The sequence below is a fragment of the Actinoplanes auranticolor genome (assembly GCF_018332655.1).
Classification (GTDB): Bacteria; Actinomycetota; Actinomycetes; order Mycobacteriales; family Micromonosporaceae; genus Actinoplanes; species Actinoplanes auranticolor.
Genome location: NZ_BOQL01000018.1, coordinates 27488 through 53768, shown reverse-complemented (window position 1 = coordinate 53768; position 26281 = coordinate 27488). Strand labels below are relative to the sequence as shown.

General features: G+C 72.6%; 24 protein-coding genes. 14 read left to right on the top strand and 10 right to left on the bottom strand.

What is annotated here, in order from left to right:
* Window positions 1-2: 2 nt before the first annotated feature.
* From Aau02nite_RS09545 to Aau02nite_RS09525, 5 genes are read right to left on the bottom strand one after another with little or no spacing between them, the layout of a single operon-like run.
* On the bottom strand, window positions 3-458 hold the full coding sequence (locus tag Aau02nite_RS09545) for a GNAT family N-acetyltransferase (protein ID WP_212987973.1): 456 nt from the start codon (window positions 456-458) through the stop codon (window positions 3-5).
* A gap of 10 nt (window positions 459-468) precedes the next feature.
* Complete coding sequence (locus tag Aau02nite_RS09540; RefSeq protein ID WP_212987972.1) at window positions 469-1632, bottom strand: low temperature requirement protein A; 1164 nt, start codon at window positions 1630-1632, stop codon at window positions 469-471.
* A 4-nt stretch (window positions 1633-1636) separates the two neighbouring features.
* On the bottom strand, window positions 1637-2260 hold the full coding sequence (locus Aau02nite_RS09535) for a class I SAM-dependent methyltransferase (RefSeq protein ID WP_212987971.1): 624 nt from the start codon (window positions 2258-2260) through the stop codon (window positions 1637-1639).
* Window positions 2260-3240 (bottom strand): alpha/beta hydrolase, encoded by a 981-nt coding sequence (locus tag Aau02nite_RS09530; protein WP_212987970.1) that lies wholly within the window; start codon window positions 3238-3240, stop codon window positions 2260-2262. The genes Aau02nite_RS09535 and Aau02nite_RS09530 overlap by 1 nt, the downstream gene beginning before the upstream one ends.
* Before the next feature lie 44 nt (window positions 3241-3284).
* Window positions 3285-3590: a putative quinol monooxygenase gene (locus Aau02nite_RS09525; protein WP_212987969.1), complete on the bottom strand. Its 306-nt coding sequence runs from the start codon at window positions 3588-3590 to the stop codon at window positions 3285-3287.
* Window positions 3591-3754: 164 nt separating this feature from the next.
* On the opposite strand from Aau02nite_RS09525, the gene Aau02nite_RS09520 reads away from it, so the two are divergent.
* Window positions 3755-4360, top strand: a complete 606-nt coding sequence (locus tag Aau02nite_RS09520) for a ferritin-like domain-containing protein (RefSeq protein ID WP_212987968.1) — start codon at window positions 3755-3757, stop codon at window positions 4358-4360.
* On the opposite strand, the gene Aau02nite_RS09515 is transcribed toward Aau02nite_RS09520, so the two are convergent.
* Both Aau02nite_RS09515 and Aau02nite_RS47290 read right to left on the bottom strand, forming a co-directional pair.
* Window positions 4296-7058, bottom strand: a complete 2763-nt coding sequence (locus tag Aau02nite_RS09515; RefSeq protein WP_212987967.1) for a LuxR family transcriptional regulator — start codon at window positions 7056-7058, stop codon at window positions 4296-4298. The two genes, Aau02nite_RS09520 and Aau02nite_RS09515, sit on opposite strands and share 65 nt — an antisense overlap.
* 113 nt (window positions 7059-7171) lie before the next feature.
* Window positions 7172-8782 (bottom strand): S8 family serine peptidase, encoded by a 1611-nt coding sequence (locus Aau02nite_RS47290; protein ID WP_212987966.1) that lies wholly within the window; start codon window positions 8780-8782, stop codon window positions 7172-7174.
* 97 nt (window positions 8783-8879) lie between these two features.
* On the opposite strand from Aau02nite_RS47290, the gene Aau02nite_RS09505 reads away from it, so the two are divergent.
* Window positions 8880-9824, top strand: a complete 945-nt coding sequence (locus Aau02nite_RS09505) for an NADP-dependent oxidoreductase (protein ID WP_212987965.1) — start codon at window positions 8880-8882, stop codon at window positions 9822-9824.
* A gap of 30 nt (window positions 9825-9854) precedes the next feature.
* A complete protein-coding gene (locus Aau02nite_RS09500; protein ID WP_212987964.1) occupies window positions 9855-10355 on the top strand; it encodes a cupin domain-containing protein in 501 nt (166 codons plus the stop codon).
* Between the two features lie 68 nt (window positions 10356-10423).
* Here the strand turns inward: Aau02nite_RS09500 and Aau02nite_RS09495 are convergent, their stop codons facing one another.
* Window positions 10424-11392 carry a glycoside hydrolase family 6 protein gene (locus tag Aau02nite_RS09495; protein ID WP_212987963.1) on the bottom strand — a complete coding sequence of 323 codons (969 nt, stop codon included), beginning with the start codon at window positions 11390-11392 and terminating at the stop codon, window positions 10424-10426.
* Window positions 11393-11768: 376 nt separating this feature from the next.
* Here Aau02nite_RS09495 and Aau02nite_RS09490 point away from each other — a divergent pair, with 376 nt between their 5' ends.
* Entirely contained in the window at window positions 11769-12782 is a 1014-nt protein-coding gene (locus tag Aau02nite_RS09490; RefSeq protein WP_212987962.1) for a LacI family DNA-binding transcriptional regulator, read from the top strand.
* Window positions 12783-12794: 12 nt separating this feature from the next.
* On the opposite strand, the gene Aau02nite_RS09485 is transcribed toward Aau02nite_RS09490, so the two are convergent.
* Window positions 12795-13421 carry a TetR family transcriptional regulator gene (locus Aau02nite_RS09485; protein WP_212987961.1) on the bottom strand — a complete coding sequence of 209 codons (627 nt, stop codon included), beginning with the start codon at window positions 13419-13421 and terminating at the stop codon, window positions 12795-12797.
* A 132-nt stretch (window positions 13422-13553) separates the two neighbouring features.
* On the opposite strand from Aau02nite_RS09485, the gene Aau02nite_RS09480 reads away from it, so the two are divergent.
* From Aau02nite_RS09480 to Aau02nite_RS09470, 3 genes are read left to right on the top strand one after another with little or no spacing between them, the layout of a single operon-like run.
* Entirely contained in the window at window positions 13554-14903 is a 1350-nt protein-coding gene (locus Aau02nite_RS09480) for an MFS transporter (protein WP_246595020.1), read from the top strand.
* Window positions 14900-16426, top strand: a complete 1527-nt coding sequence (locus tag Aau02nite_RS09475; RefSeq protein ID WP_212987959.1) for an alpha/beta hydrolase — start codon at window positions 14900-14902, stop codon at window positions 16424-16426. The genes Aau02nite_RS09480 and Aau02nite_RS09475 overlap by 4 nt, the downstream gene beginning before the upstream one ends.
* A complete protein-coding gene (locus tag Aau02nite_RS09470) occupies window positions 16423-17628 on the top strand; it encodes a serine hydrolase domain-containing protein (protein WP_212987958.1) in 1206 nt (401 codons plus the stop codon). The genes Aau02nite_RS09475 and Aau02nite_RS09470 overlap by 4 nt, the downstream gene beginning before the upstream one ends.
* On the opposite strand, the gene Aau02nite_RS09465 is transcribed toward Aau02nite_RS09470, so the two are convergent.
* The gene (locus Aau02nite_RS09465; protein WP_212987957.1) at window positions 17607-18323 is read right to left on the bottom strand and encodes a TetR/AcrR family transcriptional regulator; all 717 of its coding nucleotides are present in this window, start codon (window positions 18321-18323) and stop codon (window positions 17607-17609) included. The two genes, Aau02nite_RS09470 and Aau02nite_RS09465, sit on opposite strands and share 22 nt — an antisense overlap.
* Window positions 18324-18513: 190 nt before the next feature.
* Between Aau02nite_RS09465 and Aau02nite_RS09460 the strand changes: the two genes are divergently transcribed.
* Genes Aau02nite_RS09460 through Aau02nite_RS09430 form a run of 7 tightly spaced genes read left to right on the top strand, consistent with a single transcriptional unit; the run spans window position 18514 to window position 26220 of the window.
* Entirely contained in the window at window positions 18514-19527 is a 1014-nt protein-coding gene (locus tag Aau02nite_RS09460; RefSeq protein WP_212987956.1) for a sugar ABC transporter substrate-binding protein, read from the top strand.
* A complete protein-coding gene (locus Aau02nite_RS09455; protein ID WP_212987955.1) occupies window positions 19524-21023 on the top strand; it encodes a sugar ABC transporter ATP-binding protein in 1500 nt (499 codons plus the stop codon). The genes Aau02nite_RS09460 and Aau02nite_RS09455 overlap by 4 nt, the downstream gene beginning before the upstream one ends.
* Entirely contained in the window at window positions 21020-21985 is a 966-nt protein-coding gene (locus tag Aau02nite_RS09450) for an ABC transporter permease (protein ID WP_212987954.1), read from the top strand. Before Aau02nite_RS09455 ends, Aau02nite_RS09450 begins: the two co-directional genes overlap by 4 nt.
* Entirely contained in the window at window positions 21982-22959 is a 978-nt protein-coding gene (locus Aau02nite_RS09445) for an ABC transporter permease (protein ID WP_212987953.1), read from the top strand. The genes Aau02nite_RS09450 and Aau02nite_RS09445 overlap by 4 nt, the downstream gene beginning before the upstream one ends.
* Complete coding sequence (locus Aau02nite_RS09440; protein ID WP_212987952.1) at window positions 22959-23696, top strand: SDR family NAD(P)-dependent oxidoreductase; 738 nt, start codon at window positions 22959-22961, stop codon at window positions 23694-23696. The genes Aau02nite_RS09445 and Aau02nite_RS09440 overlap by 1 nt, the downstream gene beginning before the upstream one ends.
* Before the next feature lie 22 nt (window positions 23697-23718).
* Complete coding sequence (locus Aau02nite_RS09435) at window positions 23719-24603, top strand: SMP-30/gluconolactonase/LRE family protein (protein WP_212987951.1); 885 nt, start codon at window positions 23719-23721, stop codon at window positions 24601-24603.
* 3 nt (window positions 24604-24606) lie between these two features.
* Window positions 24607-26220, top strand: a complete 1614-nt coding sequence (locus tag Aau02nite_RS09430; RefSeq protein ID WP_212987950.1) for a long-chain fatty acid--CoA ligase — start codon at window positions 24607-24609, stop codon at window positions 26218-26220.
* Window positions 26221-26281 lie beyond the last annotated feature (61 nt).

The following is a 26281-nucleotide window of genomic DNA, read 5'->3' as shown; positions in this document are numbered from 1 at the left end:
GGTCACAGGTCCTTGGCCATGGCGCGGCTGGTCTCGGCGAAGCCCAGCTGCTCGTAGAGGGCCCGGGCGCCGGTGTTGTGGGCGAAGACGCGCAGGCTGATCCGCCGCAGGGAGTTGTCGTGGCACCAGCGCTCGGCGGCCAGCATGATCGCGCGCCCGTACCCCCGGCGGCGGACGTCGGCTTCGACGGCGATGTTGTGGACGACCGCGGTGTCCTCGGTGACGGCGATCCACAGGAAACCGACCCGGCGGTCGCCGTCGTAGGCGTACCAGAAATGGTTGTCCGGGGTGGCGAACTCGTCGGGAAGCAGCCGCGCGTAGGTCTCGGCGGCCTTGCGGGCCGCGTCCGGGGCCGGCCCGCCCGACGCGATGACGCTCCGCGCGTAGTGGGCCTCGGCCTCGGTCCGCCACGGCTGGTACTGGTCCTCGGTCATCGGCTCCAGGCGTACGTCGGTCATGACCGACAACCTATCGAGACCGGATCGTCTCGACGGCGGCCAGCACGGTCAGCACGGCGACCAGGCCGGCGAGGCCGGCCATCGGCGGCAGAGCCGCGGCCACCGGAACGGCGGCGAGCAACACGACGGCCGCCGCCAGCCGGGGCGCCCACAGCACGGCGTGCATCCGGTACGCGACCAGCAGATGTCCGCCGAGGTGCAGTGCCGCCCCACCGAGCAGTGGCAACGCGTACCAGGTGCCCAGCGGCTCGGTGTCGCCGGCGTGGGCCACCACGCCCTCGATGCCCAGCGCGGTCAGCACGATGCCGGCGACGAGCGGGAAGTGCCCGTACGTGTAGGCGTCGACGGCCAGTCTGACCCGGGCCCGGCCCTGCTCCCGCAGCAGCCGGCGCTCGGCCGCGGACGACGCCACGTCGAAGTACAGCCACCACAGGCCGACCGCGACCCCGACACCGAGCACCGCGGCGACCAGCAGAGACACGCTGACCGGCTGACCGGCCGCGCCCACCCCGATCGCCACGACCGACTCACCCAGCGCCAGGATGATGAACAGGCCGTGCCGTTCGGCCAGGTGCGCCGGGCTGTGCAGCCGCCACTCGCCGTGCCGGGCGGTGAGGTAGATGCCGGCCCAGTCCACCAGCAGGGCCACGGCGAACAGCACCAGCTGGGCCCGGCCGCCCAGCAGCGCCCCGGTCACCAGCAGCACCGCGCTCACCAGCACGGGCAGCCAGGTGATGGTGATCTGGTGCCGCAGCCCGGCGTCACCGGCCGCGGCCACCGCGTAGACCGTGAGATGCACCCACCGGACGAGCAGGTAGGCGCCCACCAGCACCAGCGGGCCGGGCAGGCCGCCCGGGGCGTCGTGCCACGCCTCGGGGATGGCCAGGGCGACCACGAACATGGCCGCCATCGCGACGACCATGCCCGAACGCAGCAGACCCTTGTCGGCCCGGGAGTGGTTGCCCAGCCAGGTGTAGCCGGACCACGTGCCCCACAGCAGCGCGAGCACGAGCATCCCCTGCACGACGCCGTACGCGGTGTGCTCGTGGGCCAGGTAGGCGGTGATCTGTGTCGTCGCGAAGACGTACACCAGGTCGAAGAAGAGCTCGAACGGCGTGGCCCGGTGACCCTCGCCGGCCGGGTGCACCCTCGCCGGCAGCTTTTGTCGCGCCACCACGCTAGGCCGGGACCAGGACGGGCGGCCGCACGGATACCCGGGGCCGACGGCAGAAGTAGACGAAGGCCGGCGGCACGTTGGCCCACACCGTCCGGCCGGTCACGACCTCGTCGAACCGGGCGTCCAGGGACCGGCGCAGCCGGCGGGCGGGCGGGGCCCAGCGGGCGAGCGTGTACGCGAACGTGGTGAACGCGCCACCCGGGGCGAGCGTGTCGGTGACCGCGCCCAGCAGCTCGTCCTGCTGCCCGCCGGCGAACGCGGCCCACGGCAGCCCGCTCACGATGACGTCCGCGTGCCGGTGCCCCCGTGCGGCCAGCACCTCGCGCAGATCACGGGCGTCGGCCACGGCGACGTCGACCCGCGGGTACCGGCCGGCCAGCAGGCCCGCGAAGCGCGGGTTGATCTCGACGGCGATGTGGTGCCCGCGGCCACCGAGGCGCCGCTGGACCGCGGCGGTGAACGCGCCGGTGCCGGGACCGAGTTCGACCACCACCGGCTCGCCGGTGCGGGGTACGGGCGCGGTGACCCGGTCGGCCAGCGGTACGCCGCTCGGGGCCACCGCGGCGACGGTGAAGGGGTCCCGCAGGAACTCGCGCAGGAACGTGGCCCGGTGCTCGGCGGTCATCACACAGCTCCTTGCGCAGCGTCGGCCGGGTCCAGGACCCGGGCCAGCCATTCGGTACGGGTACGGCGGGCCGCGGCGGACAACCGCGCGTGCGGGTACAACGCGTCGAACCCGTGGAAACCGCCGGCCCAGACGTGCAGCTCGGCGATGCCCCCGGCAGCCCAGATGCGATTGGCGTAGGCGACGTCCTCGTCGCGGAACACCTCGGCCGAGCCCGTGTCGATGTAGGTGGCCGGCAGGCCGGACAGGTCGTCGGCGAGCGCGGGGGAGACGCAGCCGGGCACGGTGGCGGGATCGAGGTCGCCGAGCACCGACCGCCAGCCGAACGCGTTCATCTCGCGGGTCCAGACGCCCGGACCGCCGGCGTACTGGTGGCTGGAGACGGTGTTGTTGCGGTGGTCGAGCATGGGACAGATCAGCACCTGGGCGGCGAGCGCCGGGGTGCCGCGGTCGCGGGCCAGCAGGGCGACCCCGGCGGTGAGGCCGCCGCCGGCGCTGGCCCCGGCCACGACGATGCGGGCCGGGTCGATGCCGAGCTCGCCGGCGTGCTCGGCGACCCAGAGCAGGCCGCGATAGCAGTCGTCGACCAGGCTCGTGCCGGTGTGCTCCGGTGCCAGCCGGTACTCCACGGAGACCACGACCGCGCCGAACTCGTCGAGCCACTCCAGCGGGATGTCGAGCTGGGAGAAGCGGTCACCCATGACCATGCCGCCGCCGTGCATCCAGTACACGCACGGGGCGCCGGACGGGCGGGCGGCACCGGACGGACGGAGGACCGACAGGGCGATCGGGTCGCCGGCCGTACCGGTGATGCTGACCTCGCGCCGGTCGACGGCGCGGCCCGCGAGCAGGGGTTCGACCGGGCCCGACGAGTACGGGCGGAGCTGGGCGAGGACCTCGGCGGTGAGTTCCGGTACGGGCGGCAGGCCGGTCAGGAGCCGGCCCAGCTCGGGGTCGAAGGGTGGACGGTGCTGCGTCATGGTGGAGTCCTGTCGCTGAAGGGGTTCGCGGGGCAGGGGAGTGCTCAGATCGCGGCCTTGCCGCCGACCGGAACCTCGTCGGTGTACTGCGACTCGCCGGCCAGCAGCGGCTGGAGCCCGGCCACCAGCTCCCGGGCCGCGACGGTCGCGAAGAACCGGCTGTGCGCGTCGGCGCTGGTCCAGCCTTCGGTGACGTGGACGACGTCCGGGTCGCCGGCCGAGCGGCCGACCAGGAAGACGACACAGTCGTCCTCGGCCAGCGACGGCGCGCCGAGCAGCAGCTCGATCACCGCGCCGCCCTGGCCGGGCCGGGCCGTCATGGTGGCGTGGAAGCCGTGGTTGATGGTCATCGGGCAACTCCTCGATCGGTTCCGCTGGTCGCAGCTCCAATCTGGGGGCGTCCGGATGGATCTTGCTCAGTCATCCGACTGCCGGATTTCCGGCCGGTGCGGCCGGTGCGGCTTAGGTCATCCGACAGATGCGCCGCGGCGTCCGGTGCTCGACCATCGAAGGCGTGACGAGGCCATCAGGACGGGAACACCCCGGGTCGCAGCCGGCCGTGCTGCGGACGCGTGAGGTCCGCGACCGTGCGTTGTGCGATCTGGACGACGGGCCGGTGACGCCGTCCAACCGCACCGACCTGACGGCGGGCACCCGGCTGCTCAACGTGCTGCTGGCCAGCATGGTCGTGTCCGCTCTGCAGTACGAGCAGCACGCCGCGGCCGTCCCCGCACCGTCGGCGCGGCCGCTCGCGGACTTCCTCCGCGCCTGCGCGGACCGGGACCGTGACAGCGCGCGACTGCTCGCGGCGCGGATCCGTCAGCTCGGTGCCACCGGCGAGTACGACCCGCAGCACCTGGGCGCCCGGTCCCGGATCGCCTTCCGCGCCTTCCCCGACGGCGATCTCACCGCCATCGTGACGCAGAACCTCGTCGGGGCGCGGATCCTCGTCCAGACCCTGCAGGAGGCCGTGCGCTGGGTCGGCGACGACGACCCCACCACCCGGCGGCTGCTGGAGCGGCTGCTGGAGACCAAGGAGGACCAGGCCGGCCGGCTCAGTGCCCAGTCGGCCCATCAGCAGGCGGCGAGAGAGCATCCCGCAGCCCGGCACGGGACGTGACCCCCAGCTTGGGAAAGATCCGGTACAGGTGGGCGCCGATCGTGCGGTGCGAGAGATACAGCCGTCCGGCGATCTGCTTGTTGGTCAGGCCGCTCGCCGCGAGCTGGGCGATCTGGCGTTCCTGGGCCGTCAGGGCGGTCAGCTCACCCGCCGGCTGCTCGGCCGGCCGGTGCCCGGCAGCCCGCAGCTCGGCCCGGGTGCGGGCGAGCCACGGCTCGGCCGCCATGGCGGCGAAACCGTCGCACGCGGTGAGCAGGTGCCGGCGAGCCCGGGCCGAGGAGCGGGTACGGCGCAGCCGCTCGCCGACTGCCAGCCGGACCCGGGAGGCGTCGAACAGCCAGCGCTCGGCGGCTGGCCCGGCCAGCAATGCCTCCAGGCCGGCCACCGGCTCGTCGCCCGCCTCGACCAGCGCCTCGGCGCCCGCCTGGAGCAGGGCCATCCGCCCCGACAACGCCCCCACGTCCGCGGCCCGCATCGCCTCGACGTGGGCCCGGGCCTCGGCCGTGCGCCCGGTCCGCACCGCCGCCTCGACCAGGTCGAACATGACCCAGGTGCAGTGCGGCACGTACGGGGCCAGGACACCGGGCGGGCTCATGGCCGCGGCGTGCCGGAAAGCGGCTTCGTGATCACCCTGACCGGCCGCGGCCAGCGCGCGCGGGTGGTGGGCGAACAGGGCCGCGGCCGACACCCCGCGCGGCAGCGCCCAGTGGGTGATCTCGTCGGCGAGCGCGTACGCCTCGTCGAACCGGCCCCGGCCGGCGGCGACCAGCGCCCGGTTGTACCGGAAGTACCACGCGAAGAACGGGAAGCCGCTGGTGTCACAGATCCGCTGCCCCTCCAGAGCGAGTTCCTCGTCCTCGTCCCACCGGCCCACCAGGAAGTCGTCCAGGCACAGATGCATCAGGGCACCGAGGTGCCGGCGCGGCGGTCCGCCGTCGCGCCCCTGCCGCACGAGCCGCCAGGAGGGCTCCCGGCAGTCGCCCAGCCGGTCCAGATAGACCGAGGCCGTGCCCACCCGCACGATCCGGGTGGGGTCGGTCTCGTCGGCGAGCGACCGGAGGATCGCGTCGATGCGCGGCAACGCGGCTGCCCCGGTGCGTGCAGGGTCGGGGAAGGTCTCACTGACCAGGGCCAGCACCTCGGGTGGCCCGGGGCGGAGTCTGCGCAGCACCCGGAAGTAGGGCTCCCAGTGCTCGGGCGTGCTGCCGTACCAGCTCACCAGCAGCAGGGTGTGCACCGCCTCGACCAGCGCGGGGTCATCGCAGCGGTAGCCGTGGTCGCCGGCCTCGATGGCCCCGACCAGCAGCCGGTGCGCGGTGGAGACATCGCCGTCGCCGTTGAGCATGAGGAACGCGGCCGCGTTGGCCGCGTGCAGGGAGCCGGCGGTGTCCGGGACCGCCCGCCGGGCATCGCGCAGCAGCGACCCGGCGTCGTCGACACCGCCGGCCTCCGCGCCGATGTACGCGGCTTCCGCGAGCCGCCGCCCCCGGCCCGCGTTCGTCGTGCTCAGCTCGGCCGCGCGGACCAGGGCGGCGGTGGCGGCGAACGCGTCCCCGCGCAGCATGACCCGGTGCGCCGCGTCCTCCAGCAGCTCCGCCACCATCTCGTCCGGGCCGGCCGCGGCCGCCGCCAGGTGCCACGCGCGGCGTTCCCGGTCGTCGCCCAGGGCGCCGGCCAGGGCGGCGTGGGCCGTGCGGCGCTCCTCGTGGGTGGACACCGCCACGATGGCCGACCGGATCAGCGGATGCCGGAACGCGACCCGCGCCGTGGCATCGTCCACGTGGACCAGCTGTGCGCGCTCGGCCGGGGCCAGATCGGCCAGGCTGACCCCGTCGGGCAGGGCAGCCCGCAGCACCCGGACGTCACCGGTGCTCTCGAAGGTGGCGAGCAGCAGGAGCTGCCGGGTCGGCTCGGGCAGGCCGACGAGGCGTGCGGCGAAGATCGCCTGGAGCCGGTCGCTGAGCGGCACCAGCTCGGGCTGTGCCACCGTACGCCGTGCGGCGCCCAGCAACGTGGCGGGCAGCTCGATCAGGGCGAGCGGATTGCCCTGCGCGAGGTCCAGCAGCCGGTGCCGGACCCGCGCCGGCATCTCCGGATGGTTGGCGGCCACCAGCTGCCCGGCCGCCTGCTCGTCCAGCGGCTCGACGACCTGCTCGGACAGGCCGCGCCGGTCGAGGAAGCTGCCCGTTCCGGCCCTGGTCGACGCCAGCAGGCCGGCCCGGCGCCCGGCCAGCCGCCGGGTGACGAAGCCCAGCACCACGGCGCTGGCCCGGTCGATCCAGTGCACGTCGTCGACCAGCAGGACGACCGGGATGTCGGCGGCCAGCTCGTTGAGGAGCAGGAGCGCGGCATTGCAGACCAGCAGCACGTCCGGCGGCGTACCGGCGCCGAAGCCGAGCGCCACCGACAGTGCCTCCCGCGGACCGGCCGGAAGGCGTTCGAGCCCCGGGAGCACGGGCAGGAACAGCTGGTTGAGACAGGCGTAGCTGACGTCGGCCTCGAACTCGGACCCGGAAGCGCGCAGCACCCGCATCCCCGCCGCCCCGGCGAGCTCGGCCGCGGCGCTCATCAGGGCGGACTTGCCGACCCCCGGGTCACCGCAGATCAGGCGCGCGCCGCCGTGCTGCCGTACGTCGTCCAGGAAGTGGGAGAGCCGCTCCAGCTCAGCATGGCGTCCGAAGAGTCCGATGGTGGCCACACATACCTCACGCGCCTGTCGTTGCCCTGTCACCCGCTGCCGGGCACGCTATCCCGGCTGCGGAGCCATGATCGGACCACCGGGAGGATCGGGCAAGACTTCGCGAGCTTTGATCAACCGGTACGGGCCCAGGAGCGTTGCACCACCGCCGAGGCCGGACCGGCACCTGCCGCGTTGGTCGCCACGACTGTGTACTTGTAGGTGACGTTGGCCGCTGCCGACCTGTCGACGTAGCTGAGGCCGGCGGTGGTGGCCAGCGGTACGCCGTCGCGGTGGACGGTGTAGGCGGTGGCGGCGCTGGTGGTGGCGTTGGCCACGGGCGCCCGCCAGGCGAGTTTGACGGCCCCGGCCGCGGCTGCGGCGGTGACGCCGACCGGCCGCGCGGGCGCCTTGAAGGCCGTCGCCGGGGTGCTCCGGGCGGACTGCCCGGCGGGGTTCGCGGCCGACACCGTGTACGTGGGGTTGGTCCCGGCTGTGAGGATGGAGTCGGTGTACGTGAGCGTGGTGACGGTCGCGAGCTGCGCACCGTCGCGGTAGACCGTGTAGGAGGCCGGGGTGCCGGAGACAGCGGGCCTGGCGACCGGAGCCCGCCAGGACAGCTTGACCGCCGTGGCGACCGGGAGGGCCGCAAGCGTCGTGGGGGCGGCCGGGGCGAGGTAGGCCACCAGGGAATCGGTCCTGGGCGATTCTCCGGCCGGGTTGGCGGCCGACACCGCGTAGCTGTGGTTGGTGCCCGCCTGGTCGGTGAAGGACGCCACGGTGGTGGTGGCGAACCGCTGGCCGTCGCGGTAGATGACGTACGTGCCGGGCCGGCCCGCCGGGGCGGTCCAGCGGAGCGTGATCGTGGTGGCCGACGTGGTGACGGTCAGCTTGGTGGGGGCGGCCGGGGCCAGGTAGGCCGGCACCGCGACGCTGGGGGCCGAGGTGGTTCCGCCGGCGACGGCAGCCACGGTGTAGGTGTAGTTGGTGGCGGCGGTGATCGCCCTGTCCACATAGGACGCACTGCGGGAGGTGGCCAGGGTGACGCCGTTGCGGCGGACCACGTACGAGGTGGCGGCGGGGGTGGTGGCGGTCTTCCCCGAGGCGGCCCAGGCCAGCGAGATGGCGGTGGCGGCCGGGGTGACGACCAGCCTGACGGGCACGCTCGGGGCCGGGGTGACCGGCGCAGTGGTGACCGGGGGAGTGCTCGGCGGGGTGACGGGACCGCCCGGGGTGGCGGACAGCAGCGCGGTGAGGTTGAGCAGGCCGGCGCCGCTGGCGGCGTCGCGGCCGGGGCCCTCGATGTCGATGGCGGTGCTCTCCAGCGCCGCGCGGGTGCCGGCCTCGGTGCTACCGGGATGGGTGGCACGGTAGAGGGCGGCTGCGGCGGCGACGTGGGGAGTGGCCATCGAGGTGCCCTGCTTGAAGCTGTAGGCGCCGCCGGTATCGGTGCTGATGATGCCGACGCCGGGCGCCGCGATGTCGGCGGTGCCGCTGGAGTTGCTGAACGAGGCGGTGACGTCGGAGGAGCCGGTGGCGGCGACGCTTTCCACTCCGGGCGAGGCGGCCGGCCACAGCATGGCGTTGCCCTGCGCGCGGTTGTTGCCGGCGGCGGCGATGACGACCACGTTGTGGTCGGTGGCGTACTTGACGGCGGCATCGTAGGAGGCTGAATAGGCGCCACCGAGGCTCATCGTGATGACGGTCGCGCCGTGGTCGACGGCGTAGACGATGCCGTCCGACACGGTGGTCGGTCACAGCTCGGAACCTTGCTTCGAATTCAAAGCAGCGCTATGGTCAGTGAGTGCTTCGGAATCGAAGCAAACGGAGAGGGCGAGTGTCATGAAGGCAGTACGTTTCCACGAGTTCGGTGGCCCCGAGGTCCTGCGCTACGAGGACATCGACCAGCCCGTCCCCGGTGCCGGGCAGGTGCGGCTGCGGGTGGCCGCGACCACGTTCAACGGTGTCGACGCGAACATCCGCGGCGGCAACATGCAGGGCCCGATTCCCGTCGCGCTGCCCCACACGCCGGGCATCGACGTGGCCGGCACCGTCGACGTCCTCGGTGCGGGCGTCGACAGCCTCGCCGTCGGTGACCGGGTCATCGGCTTCCTGCCCATGGCCGGGGCCGGCGCCGCCGCCGAGTACGTGATCGCTCCCGCTGAGGCCCTGACCGCGGCGCCCACGACCGTGCCGCTGGCCGACGCCGCCGCGCTGCCGATCGTCGGCCTCACCGCCTGGCAGGCGCTGTTCGAGCGCGCCAAGCTGACCGCCGGGCAGCGCGTCCTGATCAACGGGGCCGGTGGGGCGGTCGGCGGGTACGCCGTCCAGCTCGCCGAAAAAGTCGGCGCCCACGTCATCGCGGTGACCGGCCCGCGCAGCAGCGGGCGCGTCCGGACCGCCGGCGCCGAGCAGGTCATCGACCACACCACCGCCGACGTCACCAGCGCCGTCACCGAGCCGGTGGATGTCGTGCTCAACCTGGCCCCCGTCGACCCCGAGCAGCTCGGCGCGCTGGTCACCCTGATCCGCGACGGCGGCACCCTGGTCAACACGACGGTGTGGATGCCCGCGCCCGCCGACGACAAGCGCGGCGTCACGGGGATCAACCTGTTCGTCCGCAGCGACGCCGATCAGCTCGCGCAGCTGGTCACCGAGGTCGACGCCGGCCGGCTGCACATCGACATCGCCGAGCGGGTCCCGCTGGCCGACCTGCCCGCGCTGCACGCCCGGGCCGCCACCGGCGCCCTGCCGAGCGGCAAAGTCACCGTCACCGTCGCTGCCTGAGGCAACGACCGACCCGAAGGAAGGCAAACGATGATTCCCGATGACGACCCGGCCCGTACGCTGACCGTGGCCGGCCCCGAGGATCCGGCAACGACATTCGTGTCCCTGGTCGGCAACACCTACGCCATGCTGATCACCGGCGCCCAGACCAACGGCCAGTACTGCCTCATCGACATGCCCGTGCCCGACGGTGGCGGCCCGCCGCCGCACCGGCACGACTTCGAGGAGATGTTCACCGTCCTCGAAGGAGAGCTCGAGTTCACCTTCCGCGGCGAGAAGCACGTCGTGAAGGCCGGATCCACCGTCAACATCCCGGCCAACGCACCGCACTTCTTCCGCAACACCTCCGGCGCACCGGCCCGCATGCTGTGCATGTGCACCCCGGCCGGGCAGGACGAGTACTTCACGAAGGTCGGCACGATCGTCGACGGCTGGGACGCGCCGCCGCCGCAGCTGACCGACGACGAGCGCGCCGACCAGCGCCGCCGCGCCGGCGAGCTGGCCTCGACCTACCGCAGCGAGTTTCTCTGAGCGCCGCACCGGGCCGCATCCGCCGGATGCGGCGCCGGAGCGGGCTCGTCACCCCGTCATGACGCGGGCTAGTAGCCGTAGATCATCTTGTAGGCGACCTCGGGCAGGAACTGCCCGGCGGTGGAGCCGGAGCCGACCCCGCAGTTGCCGTCGGACTCACCGGGGGTCTTGAGCCACAGCAGCATCTCCGCGCCGCCGCCCAGCTGGGTCGGGGTGCCGATCCGGCGACCGCCCGGGTTGCACCACTGGCCGTTCGCGCCGTTGCCGTTGCGGCTGGTGTCGATCACGAACGGCTTGGTGTAGCCGTAGTTCCGCAGCGCGGCGGCCACCCGGTTGCCGTAGTTGCTGTTCTCGCCGGTGGGGAAGTAGTTCGACACGTTGAGCGCGAAGCCGTGGGCGTTGGCCACGCCGGCCAGGTTGAGGCGCTGCGCCATCGTCTGGGCGTCGATCCAGCCGGGGTTGCCGGCGTCGAGGTAGGCCCAGGTGTTGGGCGCCTTCGAGCGGAACTGGTTGGCGGCGCGCGAGAGCATGCCCACGCGGTCGTTGATCTGCGCCTGGCTCATGCAGCTGAAGTCGCCCAGCGAGTCCGGTTCGAGGACCACCACGGCGGGCCGGTTGCCGATGGCGGAGGCGAAGGAGGAGATCCACGCGTCGTAGGCCCCGACACTGCCGGCGCCCCCGCCGGAGTGGCCGCCGCAGGCATCCCGGCCGGGGATGTTGTAGGCCACCAGCAGGGGAAGCTTGTCGACGGCGTCGGCGGCACCGACGTACCGGCTCACCGCGCCCGCGATGTCGCCGCTCCAGTTGCCGAACCAGCTGGCCATCGGCCGCTGGGCGATCTGGCTCCGGATCGCGGCGGCGCGACCGTCGCCGCTGTTGGCGGCCACCCACGCCGCGGGACTGGAGTTCGGGTTCACGTAGAAGCCGCTGGTCTGGCTGACCGGATCGGCGTGGGCCGGGCTCGCGCCGAGCAGGATCGCGGGGATGGCCAGCGCCAGCGCGGCGGCCAGCGTTCTCGGACGGGTCGGTCGTTTCATCGGCAGGTCTCCTGAGCGTCGGAAGAGCATCGGCAAGCGGTGCCGCGGAGCCGGAACGGCGGTGACGGGTGGTCGCCGGTGGACGCGTACCCGTCGCCCGCGGCGGACGGAAACTGGAAGCGCTTCCAGTCACGTATGTCGATCTGATGCTGAGCAGATTCCGGGCTATTGTCAAGGGGACGACCGGCACGGCCTGCCGGAACTGCACCCGTGTCGCCGTCTTGCTGGGACCGCTTCCAGTTGTGCCGGCCGGGTGGGCCGAGGGACCGCGTCGACGGACCCACCCGCGGTCGATACCATCGATCGGGCTGGATCAAGGCCGTCGGCTCCACCCGGGGCCTGCCCCGACGTCGGACAGGAAAGGCTCGGCATCGCGATGGCAGCAGCGGCACCCCGGCGGCAGCCCACCCTCGACCAGGTGGCCGAGCGTGCCGGAGTGTCCCGTTCGGCGGCGTCCCGGGTCATCAACAAGGCCCCGCACGTCAGCCGGGCCACCCGCGATGCCGTCGAGCGCGCCATCAAGGAGATGGGCTACCTGCCCGACCGCACCGCCCGGGCGCTGGCCACCCGGCAGACGGGCATCGTCGCCCTCGCGGTCTCGCACGACGATCCCGAGCTGTTCGCCGATCCGTTCTTCGCCCAGGTCATCGTCGGGGTTTCCGCGGCGCTGGAGGAGACGGACCTGCACCTACTGCTGTGCCTGGCCAGTTCCGGCCGGGGCCGGTCCCGGCTGACCAACCTGCTGCAGACCCGCGGCGTCGACGGCGTCATGCTGATGGCGCTGCGCGGCGACGATCCGCTGACCCACATCGTGCGCCAGGCCGGCGTGCCCGCCGTCTACGGCGGCCGGCCGTTGCATTTCGAGCCGCAGTGGTACGTCGACTCCGACAACGCCGGCGGCGCGCGGCTGGCCACCGAGCATCTCATCGGCCTGGGCCGGACCCGGGTCGTCACCATCACGGGCCAGATCTGCACCGAGGTCGGCGAGGCCCGCTACCGCGGTTACCGGGAAGCGATGATCATGGCCGGACTGACTCCGCACGGCACGGCCGAGGGCGACTTCACCGAGGCCGGCGGGGCCGCGGCGATGAGGACACTGCTCGACCGCCATCCCGACCTCGACGCCGTGTTCGCCGCCAGCGACAACATGGCGGCCGGTGCCCTGCGCGTCCTGGCCGAGGCCGGCCGGTCCGTGCCGGCCGATGTCGCCGTGGTCGGCTTCGACGACCTGCAGATCGCCGAGCGGACCGAGCCGCCGTTGACCACTGTCCACCAGTCGATCCAGGACCTGGGCAAGGAGATGACCCGGATGCTCCTGGGCCTGATCGCCGGCCAGGAACGCTCGTCCATCATCCTGCCCACCAGGCTGGTGCAACGCGGCTCCGCGTGACGGTGCCCGCCGTCACCGGTTCGTGGCCAGGCCACCGATCAGCAGGTCGACGATCCGCACGGCGAGGTCGTGCAGCTCGCCGGCGCTCTGGCCCTCGATCCGGCGGTACCACATGTCGACCGCGTTGAGGTTGCTGAGCAGCGTGCGGGCGGCCAGGCTGGGCTCCACCGGGCGCAGAGAGCCGTCCTCGACGCCCTCGACCACGGCGGCGAGGAACATCTTCTCGTAGTCACTGCGCAGCCGGTTGAGGTCCTTGAGCGCCTCGAGCTGGCGCGCCTTCAGTGCCGCCGACACCTCGCCCCGTACGGCCTGGTGCACGACGTGGTGGTAGGCCAGGGCCTCCATCAGGTTGAGCAGGTGGGCCACCGACATGGCCACCAGCCGGTCGCGGGCCGCCCCGGGCCCGGTGGTGTGCGGCTCGACGCGTTCGCGGACCCGGCGCATGCCCTCGCCGTAGACCGCCAGGAAGATGTCGAACTTGGACCGGAAGTGGTAGTAGATCAGGCCCTTGGTGGCCCGGACGTCGCGGGCGATGTCGTCGATCGTGGTGCCGGCGAAGCCGTTGCGCATGAACGCCTCGGCCGCCGCGTCGAGGATCTTCGCGCGGACGTCGGCGGCCACCTCCGGGGTCGCGCTCAACAGGAGCACCTCCAAGTCCGCGGCCAGCCTATCGTGTCCGATCACGACTGTGACCGTTGACACAATACATCGATGGTCATAACGTAATACTCAGTAGTATGCCTGATCAGCGAGCATATGCGGAGGCATCGCATGACCGACGCCCGGGCCGCACTGCACGAGCCGGCCACCAGGAAGGCGATGATCCGGCTGTTGCCGATCATCGGCATCGCCTACTTCATGTCCTACGTCGACCGGACCAACGTCGCCCTCGCGAAGACGGCGCTGGAGGCCGACGTCGGCATCAGCGCGGCTGCCTACGGCCTCGGCGCGGGCCTGTTCTTCGTCAGTTACGCGTTGCTCGAAGTGCCGAGCAATCTGGTGCTGTACCGCGTCGGTCCGCGGGTGTGGATCACCCGGATCGCGATCAGCTGGGGCGCGGTGTCCGCCGCCATGATGTTCGTGCAGAACGAGGCGTCGTTCTACGTCCTGCGCCTGCTGCTCGGCGCCGCCGAGGCGGGTCTGTTCCCGGCGCTGATGTACATGGTGACGCTCTGGTTCTCCCAGAAGCACCGCGTGACGATGGTGGGCCTGATCTACACCGCGCCCTGCATCGCCATCTTCATCGGCTCACCGATGGGCGGCGCCCTCATGGAGCTGGACGGCGCCGGCGGCCTGCACGGCTGGCAGTGGATGTTCCTGATCGAGGGGCTCGTCACGATCCTGGTCGGCGGACTGGTCTGGTTCACCCTGCCGGACCGGCCCGGCGACGCGAAGTGGCTCACGCCGCAGGAGGCGGCCGTCCTGACCGAGCGGGCGGTCGGCGACGACGCGCCCTCGGCGACCCGGGTGCGCGGCAATCTGCGGCTGGCCTTCGGCCGCCCGGTGATCCTGGTGCTGGCCGCGATCTACTTCGTCAACCAGGCGATCAGCTCGGGCGTGGGCTTCAACTTCCCGGCCGTGCTGCAGGCGCTCGGCCTGGAGAGCTCGTTCCTGATCGGAGTCGTCGCCGGCAGCGGCGGCATCGCGGGCCTGGCGGGCGTGCTGCTCTTCCCCTGGCTCAAGCGCCGCTACGGCCACGAGGTGCTGCTCATCGGCATCTGCGCGGGCGCCACGCTGCTCATCATGACCGGCTTCCTGCTGTCCACCAACGCGGTCTGGCGGGTCGTGCTGATCTTCCTGTCCAGCTTCTTCGCCCTCGGCACCCTGCCGCTGTTCTGGTCGGTCGCCATGTCCCGGATGTCGGGGCTGCTGGCCGCGGCGGGGCTGGCGTTCATCAACACGCTCGGCATCACCGGCGGCTTCGTCGGACCCTTCGTGTACGGCCGTATCGAGGACGCCACCGGCAGCTTGTTCGCCCCGTACTACGTGATCGCCGGGGCGGCGTGTGCCGGTCTCGCGCTGGTGCCCGTGCTGGCCCTGGCGATACGGCGGGAGAAGGTGCCGGGTGACGGTGCACCTGCCGTACCGGATGAGACCGTGCCCGAACCGGCCCAGCCGTGATCCGTCAGGCTGCCCTGGGCAGCGCCCTCATCGCTCTGGTCCTGGCCGCCTCGCCCACGCCCGCCTCCGCCGGTCCGGCTCCGGTCCGCTGGACGCCGTGCGCGGCCGGCTTCGAATGCGCCACCGTCCCCGTGCCGCTGGACCATGACGAGCCGCGCGGGGAGCAGATCAGCATCGCGCTGACCCGGATGCGCGCCACCGATCCGGCGCGGCGCATCGGATCCCTGGTCGTCAACCCCGGTGGGCCGGGCCTGTCCGGGGTCGCCTTCGTCCAGGCCGGCTTCCGGGACCTGCCGGCCGAGCTGCGGGCCCGCTTCGACATCGTCGGCTTCGACTCGCGCGGTCTGGCCGGTAGCACCGCACTGCGCTGCTACGACACGGCCGAGCAGGCGCGCGCGGACCGCGCGCCGTTCCTCTATCCGGAGACACCGGCCGAGGAGAACGTCTGGCGCCAGGCCGACGACAAACTGTCGGCCGCGTGCGCCCGGCGCGGCGGGCCGGTCCTTGACCACATGTCGAGCGCGGACGTCGCCCGGGACCTCGAACGACTTCGGGTTCACCTGAGCGACAGGAGGCTGACCTACCTCGGATATTCCTACGGTTCCCTGCTCGGGCAAACCTACGCCAACCTGTTCCCGGGGAAGTTCCGGGCCCTGGTGATCGACGGTGTCATCGACCCGGTCGTGGCCACCCGGGGTCCCGGCGGCGCGGCGCGGACCACGCCGACCGCCTCCCGGATGGCGGCGGCCGACGGCGCGGGCCGGACCCTGGACGAGTTCTTCCGGGTCTGTGACGCGGCCGGCGCCGCCTGCGCCTTCTCGGGGCGGTCGAGCGCCCGCTTCGCGCGACTGGCCGGCCGCCTCCGGGCGGCCCCGGTGACGATCGTCGATCCCGCCACCGGACAGCCGCGGAGCTTGAGCTACAACGACCTGATCGGCGCCGCGCTGGGAGCGGTGTTCAACGCGGCGAGCTGGCCCGGCCTGGGATCCTTCCTGGCCGATCTGGAGAAGCAGCTGTCGCCGGCGTCGCCACGGACAGCCGCCAGATCGGCGCCGGAGAAGTATCCGAACGAGGTGGAGGGCAAGCCGGGCGTGGCCTGCTCCGACACGGTCAACCCCCGATCCTTCCGGGTCTGGCAGGACGCCGCGGATCGCGCCGAGCGGCAGTACGGCTACTTCGGCCGCATCTACAACTGGGTGTGGAGTCAGTGCCGCTCCTGGCCGGCCCGCGCCGGTCAGGACAGCTACCACGGGCCGTGGACCACACGCACGGCGGCGCCGGTGCTCATCGTGGGCAACTACTTCGACCCGGCCACCCCCTACGCGGGCGCCGTCGGGGCCTCCCGGTTGCTGCCGAACTCGCGGCTGCTGTCGTACGCGGGATGGGGACACGTCGCCTTCCACCTGCAACGCAACGCCTGCGTGGACCGGCACGTGAGCCACTACCTGCTGACCGCGAGGCCGCCCGCGCCGGGGACGGTGTGCCGGCCGGATCCGCCGTTCCCGCCCTCGCCGGCCCGATGAGCACCGACGGCTTCGACCCCGGGCGGTTGCTGAGGATCGATCGGCATTTCCGGCGGTACGTCGACGAGGGACTGCTCCCGGGCTGGCAGATCGTCGTGACGCGGCACGGCCGGATCGCCCACAACAGCGTCTACGGCCACCGCGACATGGAAGCCGGCACGCCGGTCGAGGCCGGCACGCTGTGGCGCATCTTCTCGATGACCAAGCCGATCACGTCGGTCGCGGCGATGACTCTGTGGGAGGAGGGCCGGTTCCAGCTGACCGACGAGATCAGCCGGTGGTTGCCGGCCTTCGCCGACATGCGGGTGTACGACAAGGGTTCCGCGCTCAAGCCGTACACGGTGCCGGCCGTGGAGCCCATCCGGATCTGGCACCTGCTGAGCCACACCGCCGGACTGACCTACGGCTTCCTGCACACCTCGGTGGTGGACCGGCTGTACCGCGAGGCCGGATTCGACCTGACCGACGCCGGCCTGGATCTTGCCACGACCGTCGACCGGTACGCGGACCTGCCGCTGCTGTTCCAGCCGGGCACCGCCTGGGGCTACTCGGTCGCCACCGACGTGCTGGCCCGGCTCGTCGAAGTGGTGACCGGACAGGATTTCGACACCGTCCTCCAGGAACGGATCTTCGCCCCGCTGGCCATGACCGAGGTGCGGCGCTGGGTGCCGGAGACCGACGCCGCGGGACTCGCCACTCTGTACGTGGCCGACCCGGTCACCGGTCGGCCGGTGCCGGCCGGGGACCTGGCGCGGCACGCACTCCGCCCACCCGTCCTGCACGCCGGCGGTCACGGGCTCATCTGTACCGCCGCCGACTACCACCGCTTCACTCAGATGCTGCTGAACGGCGGCGAACTCGACGGCCGTCGGGTCCTCGGCAGCCGGACCGTGCGGTTGATGACCCGCAACCACCTGCCCGGCGGGCGGGACCTCGCCGCCCTGTCGACCGGCGGGTTCGCCGAGACGTCGCTGGAGGGTGTGGGGTTCGGGTTCGGGTTCGCCGTCACCCAGGACCCGGTGCCGGGCCGCTCCTCGACCAACGCGGGCGAGTTCTCCTGGGGCGGGATAGCCAGCACGGCGTTCTGGGTGGACCCGGTGGACCGGGTGACCGCGATGTTCTTCACCCAGTTCATGCCGTCGAACACCTATCCCGTACGGCAGCAGCTGAGTCAGCTGGTCTACTCGGCGCTGGTGGACTGAGCGCCCACGCCGGCCGCCTCCAGGTCGATGTCCGGGGTCATGACCATCTTCAGGGCGAGCTGGGCGGTGAACTCGCCCAGCTGTCCGGGGGAGTCGGAGCCGTCGAGGCGGTACCACCGGATCAGGTCGATCCCCAGCGAGAGGATCGCCCGGGAGACCCGCTTGACGTCGATGTCGGCGAAGACGCCGGTCGTGACGCCCCGCTCGACCGCGGCGCGGAAGACGACGTTGGTCTCGTGCCGCACCTCGACGATCTCCTCGTAGTGGGCCGCGGAGAGCCCGGCGAGCTCGTACTGGCTGACCCGCGCGGCGACGTGGTGGCGGGCGTGCCACTCGGTGTAGCGGGCGACCAGGGCCCGCAGGTGGCGCACGGGGTCCTCGACGGTGAGCACGGCCGGCTCGCTGACGTAGCTGAGGACCCGCCGGTGCGCGGTCCGGATGATCTCGAAGAGGACGTCCTCCTTCGAGGGGAAGTGCACGTACAGCGCGCCCGGGCTCAGGCCGACCCCGCTGGAGATGTCCCGGGTGGTGGTCGCGTGGAAGCCGTTCGAGGCGAAGCAGCGCACCGCCGAGGTGAGCAGCTTGCGCGGCACCTCGCCCCGGGACTCGTCCCACAGGGTCGGGGACTCGTCGTCCAGCTCCGGGAGTCCTTCCAGGTCCTGGGTGGTGAAACGGGCCTGCCGTCGCTTCGCCATCGGGTGACCGCCTTCTTTTCTCGCCGCTGCGGCGACCCTACGCACCCCGGGCGGAGGTACGAACCGCCCAGGTGCTCCGTTTCCCGGCCGTCACCGAGATGTGACGGTTGACACACGCAGATTACCAGGTAACTATGCGCTTAGTCAGCGGGCGCCACCGGCCGCGTACGACTCTGAAGGAGAGCCAATGATGCGGACTCGATCACTGCGTGCCGGACTTCTGATCGGTGCTCTGAGTACGGCTCTGGCCGCCTCAGCCTGCGGCGGGGGCTCCTCCGGCGCGGGTACCGCCGCCGGTGGGGGCGGGACGCAGGGCAAGACCATCGCCTTCGTCGGCTACGGCGACGCCAGCCCCTGGGGGGCCGCGTACAACAAGACCTTCAAGGCCGAGCTGGCCTCGTCGGGCGTGAAGATCAACGACCTCACCAGCATGGACGCCGGCACCCAGGTGCAGAACTTCAACCAGGCGGTCTCGCAGAAGCCGAGCCTGATCGTCGCCGCGCTGTGGGACACCACGGCGACCGTGGTCCCGATCCAGAAGGCCAAGCAGGCCGGGGTCCCGGTGCTCATCGTCGACGGCCGGCCCGACCCGGCGGTCCAGGACGACGTCATGTCGGTGCTCTCCGACAACGTGAAGCTGGGGGAGTTCGCGGCCCAGAACATCGTCGAGGGGCTCAAGGCCCAGGGCCGGGAGTCGGGCAAGGTGATCGTGCTGTCCGGCACCAAGGCCATGCTGGTCACCCAGGACCGGATGAGCGGCTTCGGCAAGGTGATGGCCACCGCCGCGCAGTACCAGGTCATCGAGGACCAGGACACCAACTGGGATCCCACCGCCTCCGGCAAGGTCGCCCAGCAGCTGTTCGCCAAGCACGGCTGCGACGGCATCCAGGCCGCCTACGGCATGGCCGACTACATGGCCCTGCCGATCGTGCAGGCTGCGAAGCAGGCCGGGTGCAGGGTCGGCGGGACCGACGGGCTGGTCGTCACCGGCGGCAACTGCTTCAAGGCGGGCATCGCGGCGATCAAGACCGGCGAGATGTACGGCACCGCGACCGAGGACCCGGTCACCATCGCCAAGCAGACCGCCTCCTACGTCACCCGCTACTTCAAGGGCGAGAACCCGCCGAAGAGCGAACTGGTCAAGGAGGACCGCGTCACGAAGGCGACCGTCGCGCAGTTCGAGGAACAGTGCAGCCAGGCGTGAGCGGGCCGCTGGTCGTCGTCGACGCCCTCGCGCGCAGCTTCGCCGGCGTCCCGGCGGTGCGGGAGGTCTCCTTCACCGTCGGGGCGGGCGAGATCCACGCCCTGTGCGGGCACAACGGCGCCGGGAAGAGCACTGTCGTCAGGATGCTGTCGGGGCAGCTCGCGCCCGACGCCGGCCGCATCGTGCTCGACGGGGAGGCGGCCGACCTGCGCAGCCGTCAGGTGGCGCAGCGTCTCGGCGTCGCCCTGGTCGACCAGGAGCTCAGCGTGGTCCCCGCGCTGACCGTGCTGGAGAACATGACCCTCGGCGACATCGACGCCCCGCTGGTCACCCGCCGCCGGGCCGCGGTGCGCCGCTGCCGGGAGCTGCTCGACGAGATGGGTCTCGACCGGCTCCGGCCCGGTCAGCTCGTCGCCACGCTGAGCATGGGCGAACGCCAGCTCGTCGAGATCGCCAAGGCCCTCAGCCAGCGCGCGCGGGTGGTGATCCTGGACGAGCCGACCGCCACGCTCAGCGAGGCGGAGAGCAGGCGGGTCTTCGCCGCGGTACGCCGGGTGGCCGCTCGCGGCTGTGCCGTCATCTTCGTCTCGCACCGGCTGCCCGAGGTCCTGGAGCTCTGTGACACCGTCACGGTGCTGCGCGACGGCCGGCGGGTGGTCACCGCCCCGGCCGCCGACCTGACCGTGGACCGCCTCATCGTGCACATGCTCGGCGAGACGCCGCACCGCCTGGAGACCTCCCGGCGGCCCGACCCGGACCTCACCCACGCCCTGCGGATCGAGCACCTGCGGGTGCCGGGACGGCTCGCGGACTTCACGCTGACCGCCCGCGCGGGCCGGATCTACGCGCTGGCCGGGCAACTCGGCAGCGGCGCGTCGGACGTGCTGCGGGCCCTCGCGGGCCTGCACGCCCGGGCGACCGGCAGTGTGCAGCTGCGCGACCGCGCTGTCGCGTTCCGCAGTCCGGTCGGTGCGGCCCGCGCGGGGATCGCCTTCGTGTCCAACGACCGCAAGGGTGAGGGCCTGTTCCTGGACAAGCCGGTGGCGGGCAACCTCGTGGCCACCCGGCTGGACCGGCTGGGCCGGGGCCCGCTCGTCGCCGCCGGCCGGGAACGGCGTACCGCCCGGTCCCTGGCCGAGCTGGCCGGCCTGCCGCCGGACCGGCTCGCCGACCCGGTGCTCACGCTCAGCGGCGGCAACCAGCAGAAGGTGTTCGTCGGCCGGTCGCTGGGCCGGCCGGACGTCCACGTGCTGCTGCTGGACGAGCCGACCCGCGGCGTCGACATCGGCGGCCGGGCCGCCATCCACCGGCTGCTGCGCGACGCCGCCGAGGCGGGCCTGGTGGTCGTCTTCGCCTCCACCGAGCTCGAGGAGCTGCTGGAACTCGGCGACGTCATCCTCACCATGCGCGACGGCCGGGTGGTCGACACCTACCCGGGCGGGGCGGACGGCGCGGTTCTCATGCGGGACATGACCGAAGGGAAGGACGCGGCATGATGAGCCTGCTGACGGCGCCACCGGCCGCCGCGGTGCGCGCGCGACGGGCCCGGCCGGGCCGGCTGGCCGTGGCTCTGGCCGTCCTCGTGGTGGTGCTGCTGCCGGTCGCCGTCACCACGGAACGCTTCCTCACCCTCGGCAACGCCCGCGCCATCCTGGCCTCGGCCGCGCTGGTCGGCATCACCGCGATCGGGGCGACGCTGGTGATGATCGCCGGATCGGCGGTCTCCATGGCGGCCTCGCAGACGGCGACGGTCGTCGCCATGGTCTTCCTCGCGACCCTGGACCGCGGGCTGACCGTGGCCACGCTGCTCGCCCTGCTCACCGGGGTGGTCGTCACCGCCGTGCAGGGCCTCGCGGTCGGCTACTGGGAGGCCAACCCGATCGTGCTGACCATCGCCGCGGGGTTCGCCATCGGCGGCGGCGCGATCTGGTTCAGCGGCGGGACACCGGTGAGCGCCGCGGCCGGCGGCTACGAGATCCTCAACGCGACGCCGCTGGGACTGCCGCTCGCGGTCTACGTCCTGCTGGTGCTGGCCGTGCTGGCCGAGTGGATCCTGCGGCGCACCACCGCCGGACGGCAGCTGTACCTGGTCGGGGAGAACCGCGCCGCGGCCCGCGCGGCCGGCCTGCCGGTGGGCCGGGTGACGGTCGTGGCCTGGGCGTTCTTCGGCCTGTGCCTGGCCGTCACCGGGGTCTTCCTGGCGTCGTTCAACACCAGCGCGACCACCAACCTCGCCGGCACGCTCACCCTCGACGCCATCGCCGCGGTCCTGGTCGGCGGCACCGCCATCGCCGGCGGGAAGGGTTCCGCGCTGCGCACCCTCGGCGGCGCCCTGCTGATCTCGGTCATCTCCGACGTCCTGCTCCTGCGCGGCTATGAGACCGGGGTGCAGATCCTGGTGAAGGGACTTCTCGTGCTCGCTGTCGTGGTCCTCGTCCATCTGCGGGGCCGGCGATGAGGGCGGCGATCAGGCAGGAGCGACTGGTTCCCGCCGCGGCGCTGCTGCTGGTGGTGGTCGCCTTCGTGCTCACGCCGCTCGGCACCGGGTCACCGCTGACCACCTTCGACGTCTACAACGCCCTGCAGGGCTTCGCCCAGATCGGGCTGCTCGCGCTGGCCGTCGGCCTCACGATGATCGCCGGGGAGTTCGACCTGTCGGTGGTGGGGACCTACGCCGTGGGCGGGATGATCGCGGTGCAGGCCGGCCAGTCCTCGGCGGTGCTCGGACTGCTGGTCGCGGTGGCCGTCGGCGCTGCCGTCGGAGCCGTGCAGGGCGCGCTGATCGCGTGGCTGCGGGTGCCGTCGGTGCCGGTGACGCTCGCGGCGTACATCGCGCTGCTCGGGCTCGCGTACGCGATCTCCGGCGGTCTCAGCGTCACCTTCACCAACCGCGACGCGACCCTGTGGGTCGACCAGACGGTGGCCGGCGTCTTCTCCCCGCGAAGTCTGCTCACGCTGGCCGCCTTCGTGCTGGTGGCGGTCGTGCTCGGCGGCACCCGGCTGGGTGCGGAACTGCGCGCGATCGGCGGCGACCGCCGGGCCAGCCGGGTCGCCGGGGTCCGGGTGGAGCGCAAGCTGGTGCTGCTGTTCACCACCTCGGGCACGCTCGCGGCCCTCGGCGGCGCGCTGCTGAGCTTCAGCTTCGCCTCGGCCAATCCCGATCCCGGGCTCCGGCCGCTGCTCATCGCCGCCGTGGCCGCGCTGCTCGGCGGGGCGTCGCTGGCCGGCGGGCGCGGCACCGCGACCGGGCTGCTGGCCGGTGCGCTGTCGGTGGCGCTGCTCGCGCAGATCGTGGCCGTCGCCTACCTGCCGGACTACTCGACCCAGCTGTTCTACGCGGCGCTGCTCGCCGTGGTCGTCGCCATCGACTCACCGGGCCTGCGGCGGGCACTGGAACGCGTCCGGGCCCGGACCCGGCCGGTGGAGGCGTGATGGGGAACCTCAGCTTCGACTTCTCCGGTCGTACGGTGCTCGTCACCGGTGGCGCCCGCGGCGTGGGCCGCGCGATCGGCGAGCACTTCCGGGCCGCGGGCGCCGCGGTCTATCTCGTGGACGTCGAGCCCGAGGTCGTCACGGCGACCGCGGGCGAGATCGGGGCGGTCGCGCTGGCCGCCGACGTCAGCGACAGCGCGCAGGTCGACGCCGTCGTCGCCCGGGTGGTGGCCGAGACCGGCCGGATCGACGTGCTCGTCAACAACGCCGGGATCCTGCGCGACGGCGTGGTGTGGAAGCTCAGCGACAGCGACTACGAGGCCGTGATGGCGGTGCACGCGGGCGGCACCTTCCGGTTCACCCGGGCGGCCGTGCCGCACTTCCGCCGGCAGCACCGGGGGCGGATCATCAACGTGACCTCGTACACGGGACTGCGCGGCAATCCGGGCCAGTCCAACTACGCGATGGCCAAGGCCGGGATCATCGGATTCACCAAGACGACCGCGAAGGAGCTGGCGCGTTTCGGTACGACCGTCAACGCGATCTCACCGAACGCGCGGACCCGGATGATCGACTCGGTCCCGCCCGGCAAGCTCGCCGAACTGACCGCGGCGATCCCGATGGGCCGCTTCGCCGACACCTCCGAGATGGCCGCCGCCGTGGCGTTCCTGGCCTCCGACGAGGCGTCCTACATCACCGGCGCCGTCCTCGCGGTCGACGGCGGCCTGTCCCTGTGACCCACGCTCGAAGGAGGACACCATGAGTGACTCACCCACCACTGTCGTCTCGGACGCCCACTTCCTGGAGGCGCCCCGCTGGCACGAGGGCCGGATCTGGTTCTCCGACTTCTACGGCTACCGCGTCTCCTCGGCCCGTGCGGACGGCTCCGACCTGCGGGTGGAGGCCGAGGTGCCGGGGCAGCCGTCCGGGCTGGGCTGGCTGCCCGACGGCCGGCTGCTGGTCGTGGCCATGACCGAGCGCCGGGTGCTGCGCCGCGAGCCGGACGGCACGCTGGTCACGCACGCCGATCTGTCCCCGTACGCCAAGGGGCTCGCCAACGACATGTGCGTCGACGCGCAGGGCCGCGCGTACGTGGGCAATTTCGGGTTCGATCTGATGGCCGGCGCCCCGATCGAGCCGACGTCGCTGCACCGCGTCGACCCCGACGGCGCCGTCACCGAGGTCGCCGACGACCTCTGGTTCCCCAACGGCAGCGCGATCACGGCCGACGGTGTCCTGCTGGTCGTGGAGACCTTCGGCGACCGGGTCAGCGCCTTCGACCTCACCGATGACGGCCGGCTCATCAACCGCCGGGTCTGGGCCGAGTTCGGGCCGCTGCCCACCGACCGCTCGCTGGAGAAGACGTTGCCGGCGCTGACCGTCGCCGGGGACGGCGCCTGCCTCGACGCCGAGGGGGCGCTGTGGATCGCCGACGCGACCGGCAGCCGCCTGATCCGGGTGACCGAGGGCGGCACGATCACCGACGAGATCCGCCCCGGCACCCCGGTCTACGCCTGCGGCCTGGGCGGCGCCGACGGACGCACCCTGTACGCGTGCGCCGCCCCGGACTTCCACGACGAGGCCCGCAAGGCCGCGACCGAGGCCCGCCTGCTCGCCATCCGCGTCGACGTCCCGGCTGCCTGAGCCATGCGCGGCCTGATGCAGGACCGGGCCCTCGACGTCGGCATGCTGATGCGCCGCGCCGAGGGACTGTTCGCCCGCAAACGGGTGGTCACCGCCACCGCGGCCGGCGAGGTCACCGCCACCTGGGGGGAGGTCGTCGCCCGGGCCCGGCGGCTGGCCGGCATGCTCGACCTGCTCGAGGTGCCGCCCGGCGCCCGGATCGGGACCTTCGGGTGGAACTCCCAGCGTCACCTGGAGCTCTACTTCGCGGTGCCGAGCGCGGGGCGGGTGCTGCACACGCTCAACCATCGCCTCTTCGCCGCCGAGCTGACCGGCATCATCGCCGACGCGGCCGACGACGTGCTCTTCGTCGACCGGTCCCTGCTGCCCACGGTGTGGCCGGTGATCGGGCCGGCGCCCACCGTGCGCCACGTCGTGGTCATGGACGACGGCGGCGACGAGCCGATCCCGGACGACGCCCGGGTGCTCGACTACGAGGAGCTGCTCGCCCGGGTGCCGCAGCCGGTGGCCCCGGCCGTCGTCGCCGAGGACGACGCCGCCGGCCTGTGCTACACCTCCGGCACGACCGGACGGCCCAAGGGCGTGCTCTACAGCCACCGGTCCATCGTGCTGCACACGCTGGCCCTGCTCGCGGCCGACAGCTTCGCGATCAGCGAGCGGGACGTGGTCCTGCCGATCGTGCCGATGTTCCACGTCAACGCCTGGGGACTGCCGTACGCCGCCGCGATGGCCGGTGCCGAGCTGGTGCTGCCGGGCCCGCGGATGAGCCCGGACGCGCTCGCGTCGCAGCTGACCCGGCACCGCGTCACGTTCACCGCCGCCGTGCCCGCGATCTGGCGCGCGCTCGAGCCGCTGCTGCCGGGCCTCGACCTTTCCGCGCTGCGGATGACCGTCAGCGGCGGCAGCGCCCTGCCGGTCTCGCTGGCCCGGGAGTACGAGGAGACCGCCGGGGTCACCCTGAGCAGTTCGTGGGGGATGACCGAGACCAGCCCGCTGGTCACCTGCGCGCGGCTCGCGACGGTCCACGACGGGCTCGACGCCACCGCGCGGCGCGAGGTGCTGTGCTCGCCCGGCCGGCCGGTCCCGCTGACGGAGGTGCGGCTCGTCGGCGAGGAGGGCGCGATCGTGGCCCACGACGGCAGCACTCCCGGAGAGGTGCAGGTCAGCGGGCCGACCATCGCGGCCGGCTATTTCGGCGCCGGTGCCGGCGAGGCGAACCTCACCGCGGACGGCTGGTTGCGTACCGGCGACATCGCCACGATGGACGCCGACGGCTACCTGCGGATCGTCGACCGCACCAAGGACCTCGTCAAGTCGGGCGGGGAGTGGATCTCGTCGGTCACCCTGGAGAACGAGATCATGGCGCACCCGGACGTGCTCGAGGCCGCCGTCGTCGCCGTACCCGATCAGCGCTGGGGTGAGCGCCCGCTCGCCTGCGTGGTCCTCGCACCGGGACGGGCGCTCACCGCCGAGGACCTGCGGGCGCACCTCGCCGGCCGGGTGGCCTCGTGGTGGGTGCCCGACGAGTTCCGCTTCGTGGCGGAGATCCCGAAGACCGCGACAGGCAAGTTCGCCAAGGTGGCGCTGCGCCGGCTGGCCGTTCCCACCGAGCGATGAGGAGCTCTCCGGCAGTCTTCCGCTCGGTGCGGCGACCGTGATAGACCGATGTCACTGCAAC

Excerpts from the sequence above, each read along its gene's own strand:
- Aau02nite_RS09490 (WP_212987962.1), top strand. The coding sequence starts at position 11,769 with ATGGCAGCAGCGGCACCCCGGCGGCAGCCCACCCTCGACCAGGTGGCC.
- Aau02nite_RS09505 (WP_212987965.1), top strand. The coding sequence starts at position 8,880 with ATGAAGGCAGTACGTTTCCACGAGTTCGGTGGCCCCGAGGTCCTGCGC.
- Aau02nite_RS09495 (WP_212987963.1), bottom strand. The coding sequence starts at position 11,392 with ATGAAACGACCGACCCGTCCGAGAACGCTGGCCGCCGCGCTGGCGCTG.
- Aau02nite_RS09480 (WP_246595020.1), top strand. The coding sequence starts at position 13,554 with ATGACCGACGCCCGGGCCGCACTGCACGAGCCGGCCACCAGGAAGGCG.
- Aau02nite_RS09430 (WP_212987950.1), top strand. The coding sequence starts at position 24,607 with ATGCGCGGCCTGATGCAGGACCGGGCCCTCGACGTCGGCATGCTGATG.
- Aau02nite_RS09440 (WP_212987952.1), top strand. The coding sequence starts at position 22,959 with ATGGGGAACCTCAGCTTCGACTTCTCCGGTCGTACGGTGCTCGTCACC.
- Aau02nite_RS09525 (WP_212987969.1), bottom strand. The coding sequence starts at position 3,590 with ATGACCATCAACCACGGCTTCCACGCCACCATGACGGCCCGGCCCGGC.
- Aau02nite_RS09470 (WP_212987958.1), top strand. The coding sequence starts at position 16,423 with ATGAGCACCGACGGCTTCGACCCCGGGCGGTTGCTGAGGATCGATCGG.
- Aau02nite_RS09460 (WP_212987956.1), top strand. The coding sequence starts at position 18,514 with ATGCGGACTCGATCACTGCGTGCCGGACTTCTGATCGGTGCTCTGAGT.
- Aau02nite_RS09530 (WP_212987970.1), bottom strand. The coding sequence starts at position 3,240 with ATGACGCAGCACCGTCCACCCTTCGACCCCGAGCTGGGCCGGCTCCTG.
- Aau02nite_RS09450 (WP_212987954.1), top strand. The coding sequence starts at position 21,020 with ATGATGAGCCTGCTGACGGCGCCACCGGCCGCCGCGGTGCGCGCGCGA.
- Aau02nite_RS09500 (WP_212987964.1), top strand. The coding sequence starts at position 9,855 with ATGATTCCCGATGACGACCCGGCCCGTACGCTGACCGTGGCCGGCCCC.
- Aau02nite_RS09465 (WP_212987957.1), bottom strand. The coding sequence starts at position 18,323 with ATGGCGAAGCGACGGCAGGCCCGTTTCACCACCCAGGACCTGGAAGGA.
- Aau02nite_RS09535 (WP_212987971.1), bottom strand. The coding sequence starts at position 2,260 with ATGACCGCCGAGCACCGGGCCACGTTCCTGCGCGAGTTCCTGCGGGAC.
- Aau02nite_RS09435 (WP_212987951.1), top strand. The coding sequence starts at position 23,719 with ATGAGTGACTCACCCACCACTGTCGTCTCGGACGCCCACTTCCTGGAG.
- Aau02nite_RS09445 (WP_212987953.1), top strand. The coding sequence starts at position 21,982 with ATGAGGGCGGCGATCAGGCAGGAGCGACTGGTTCCCGCCGCGGCGCTG.
- Aau02nite_RS09545 (WP_212987973.1), bottom strand. The coding sequence starts at position 458 with ATGACCGACGTACGCCTGGAGCCGATGACCGAGGACCAGTACCAGCCG.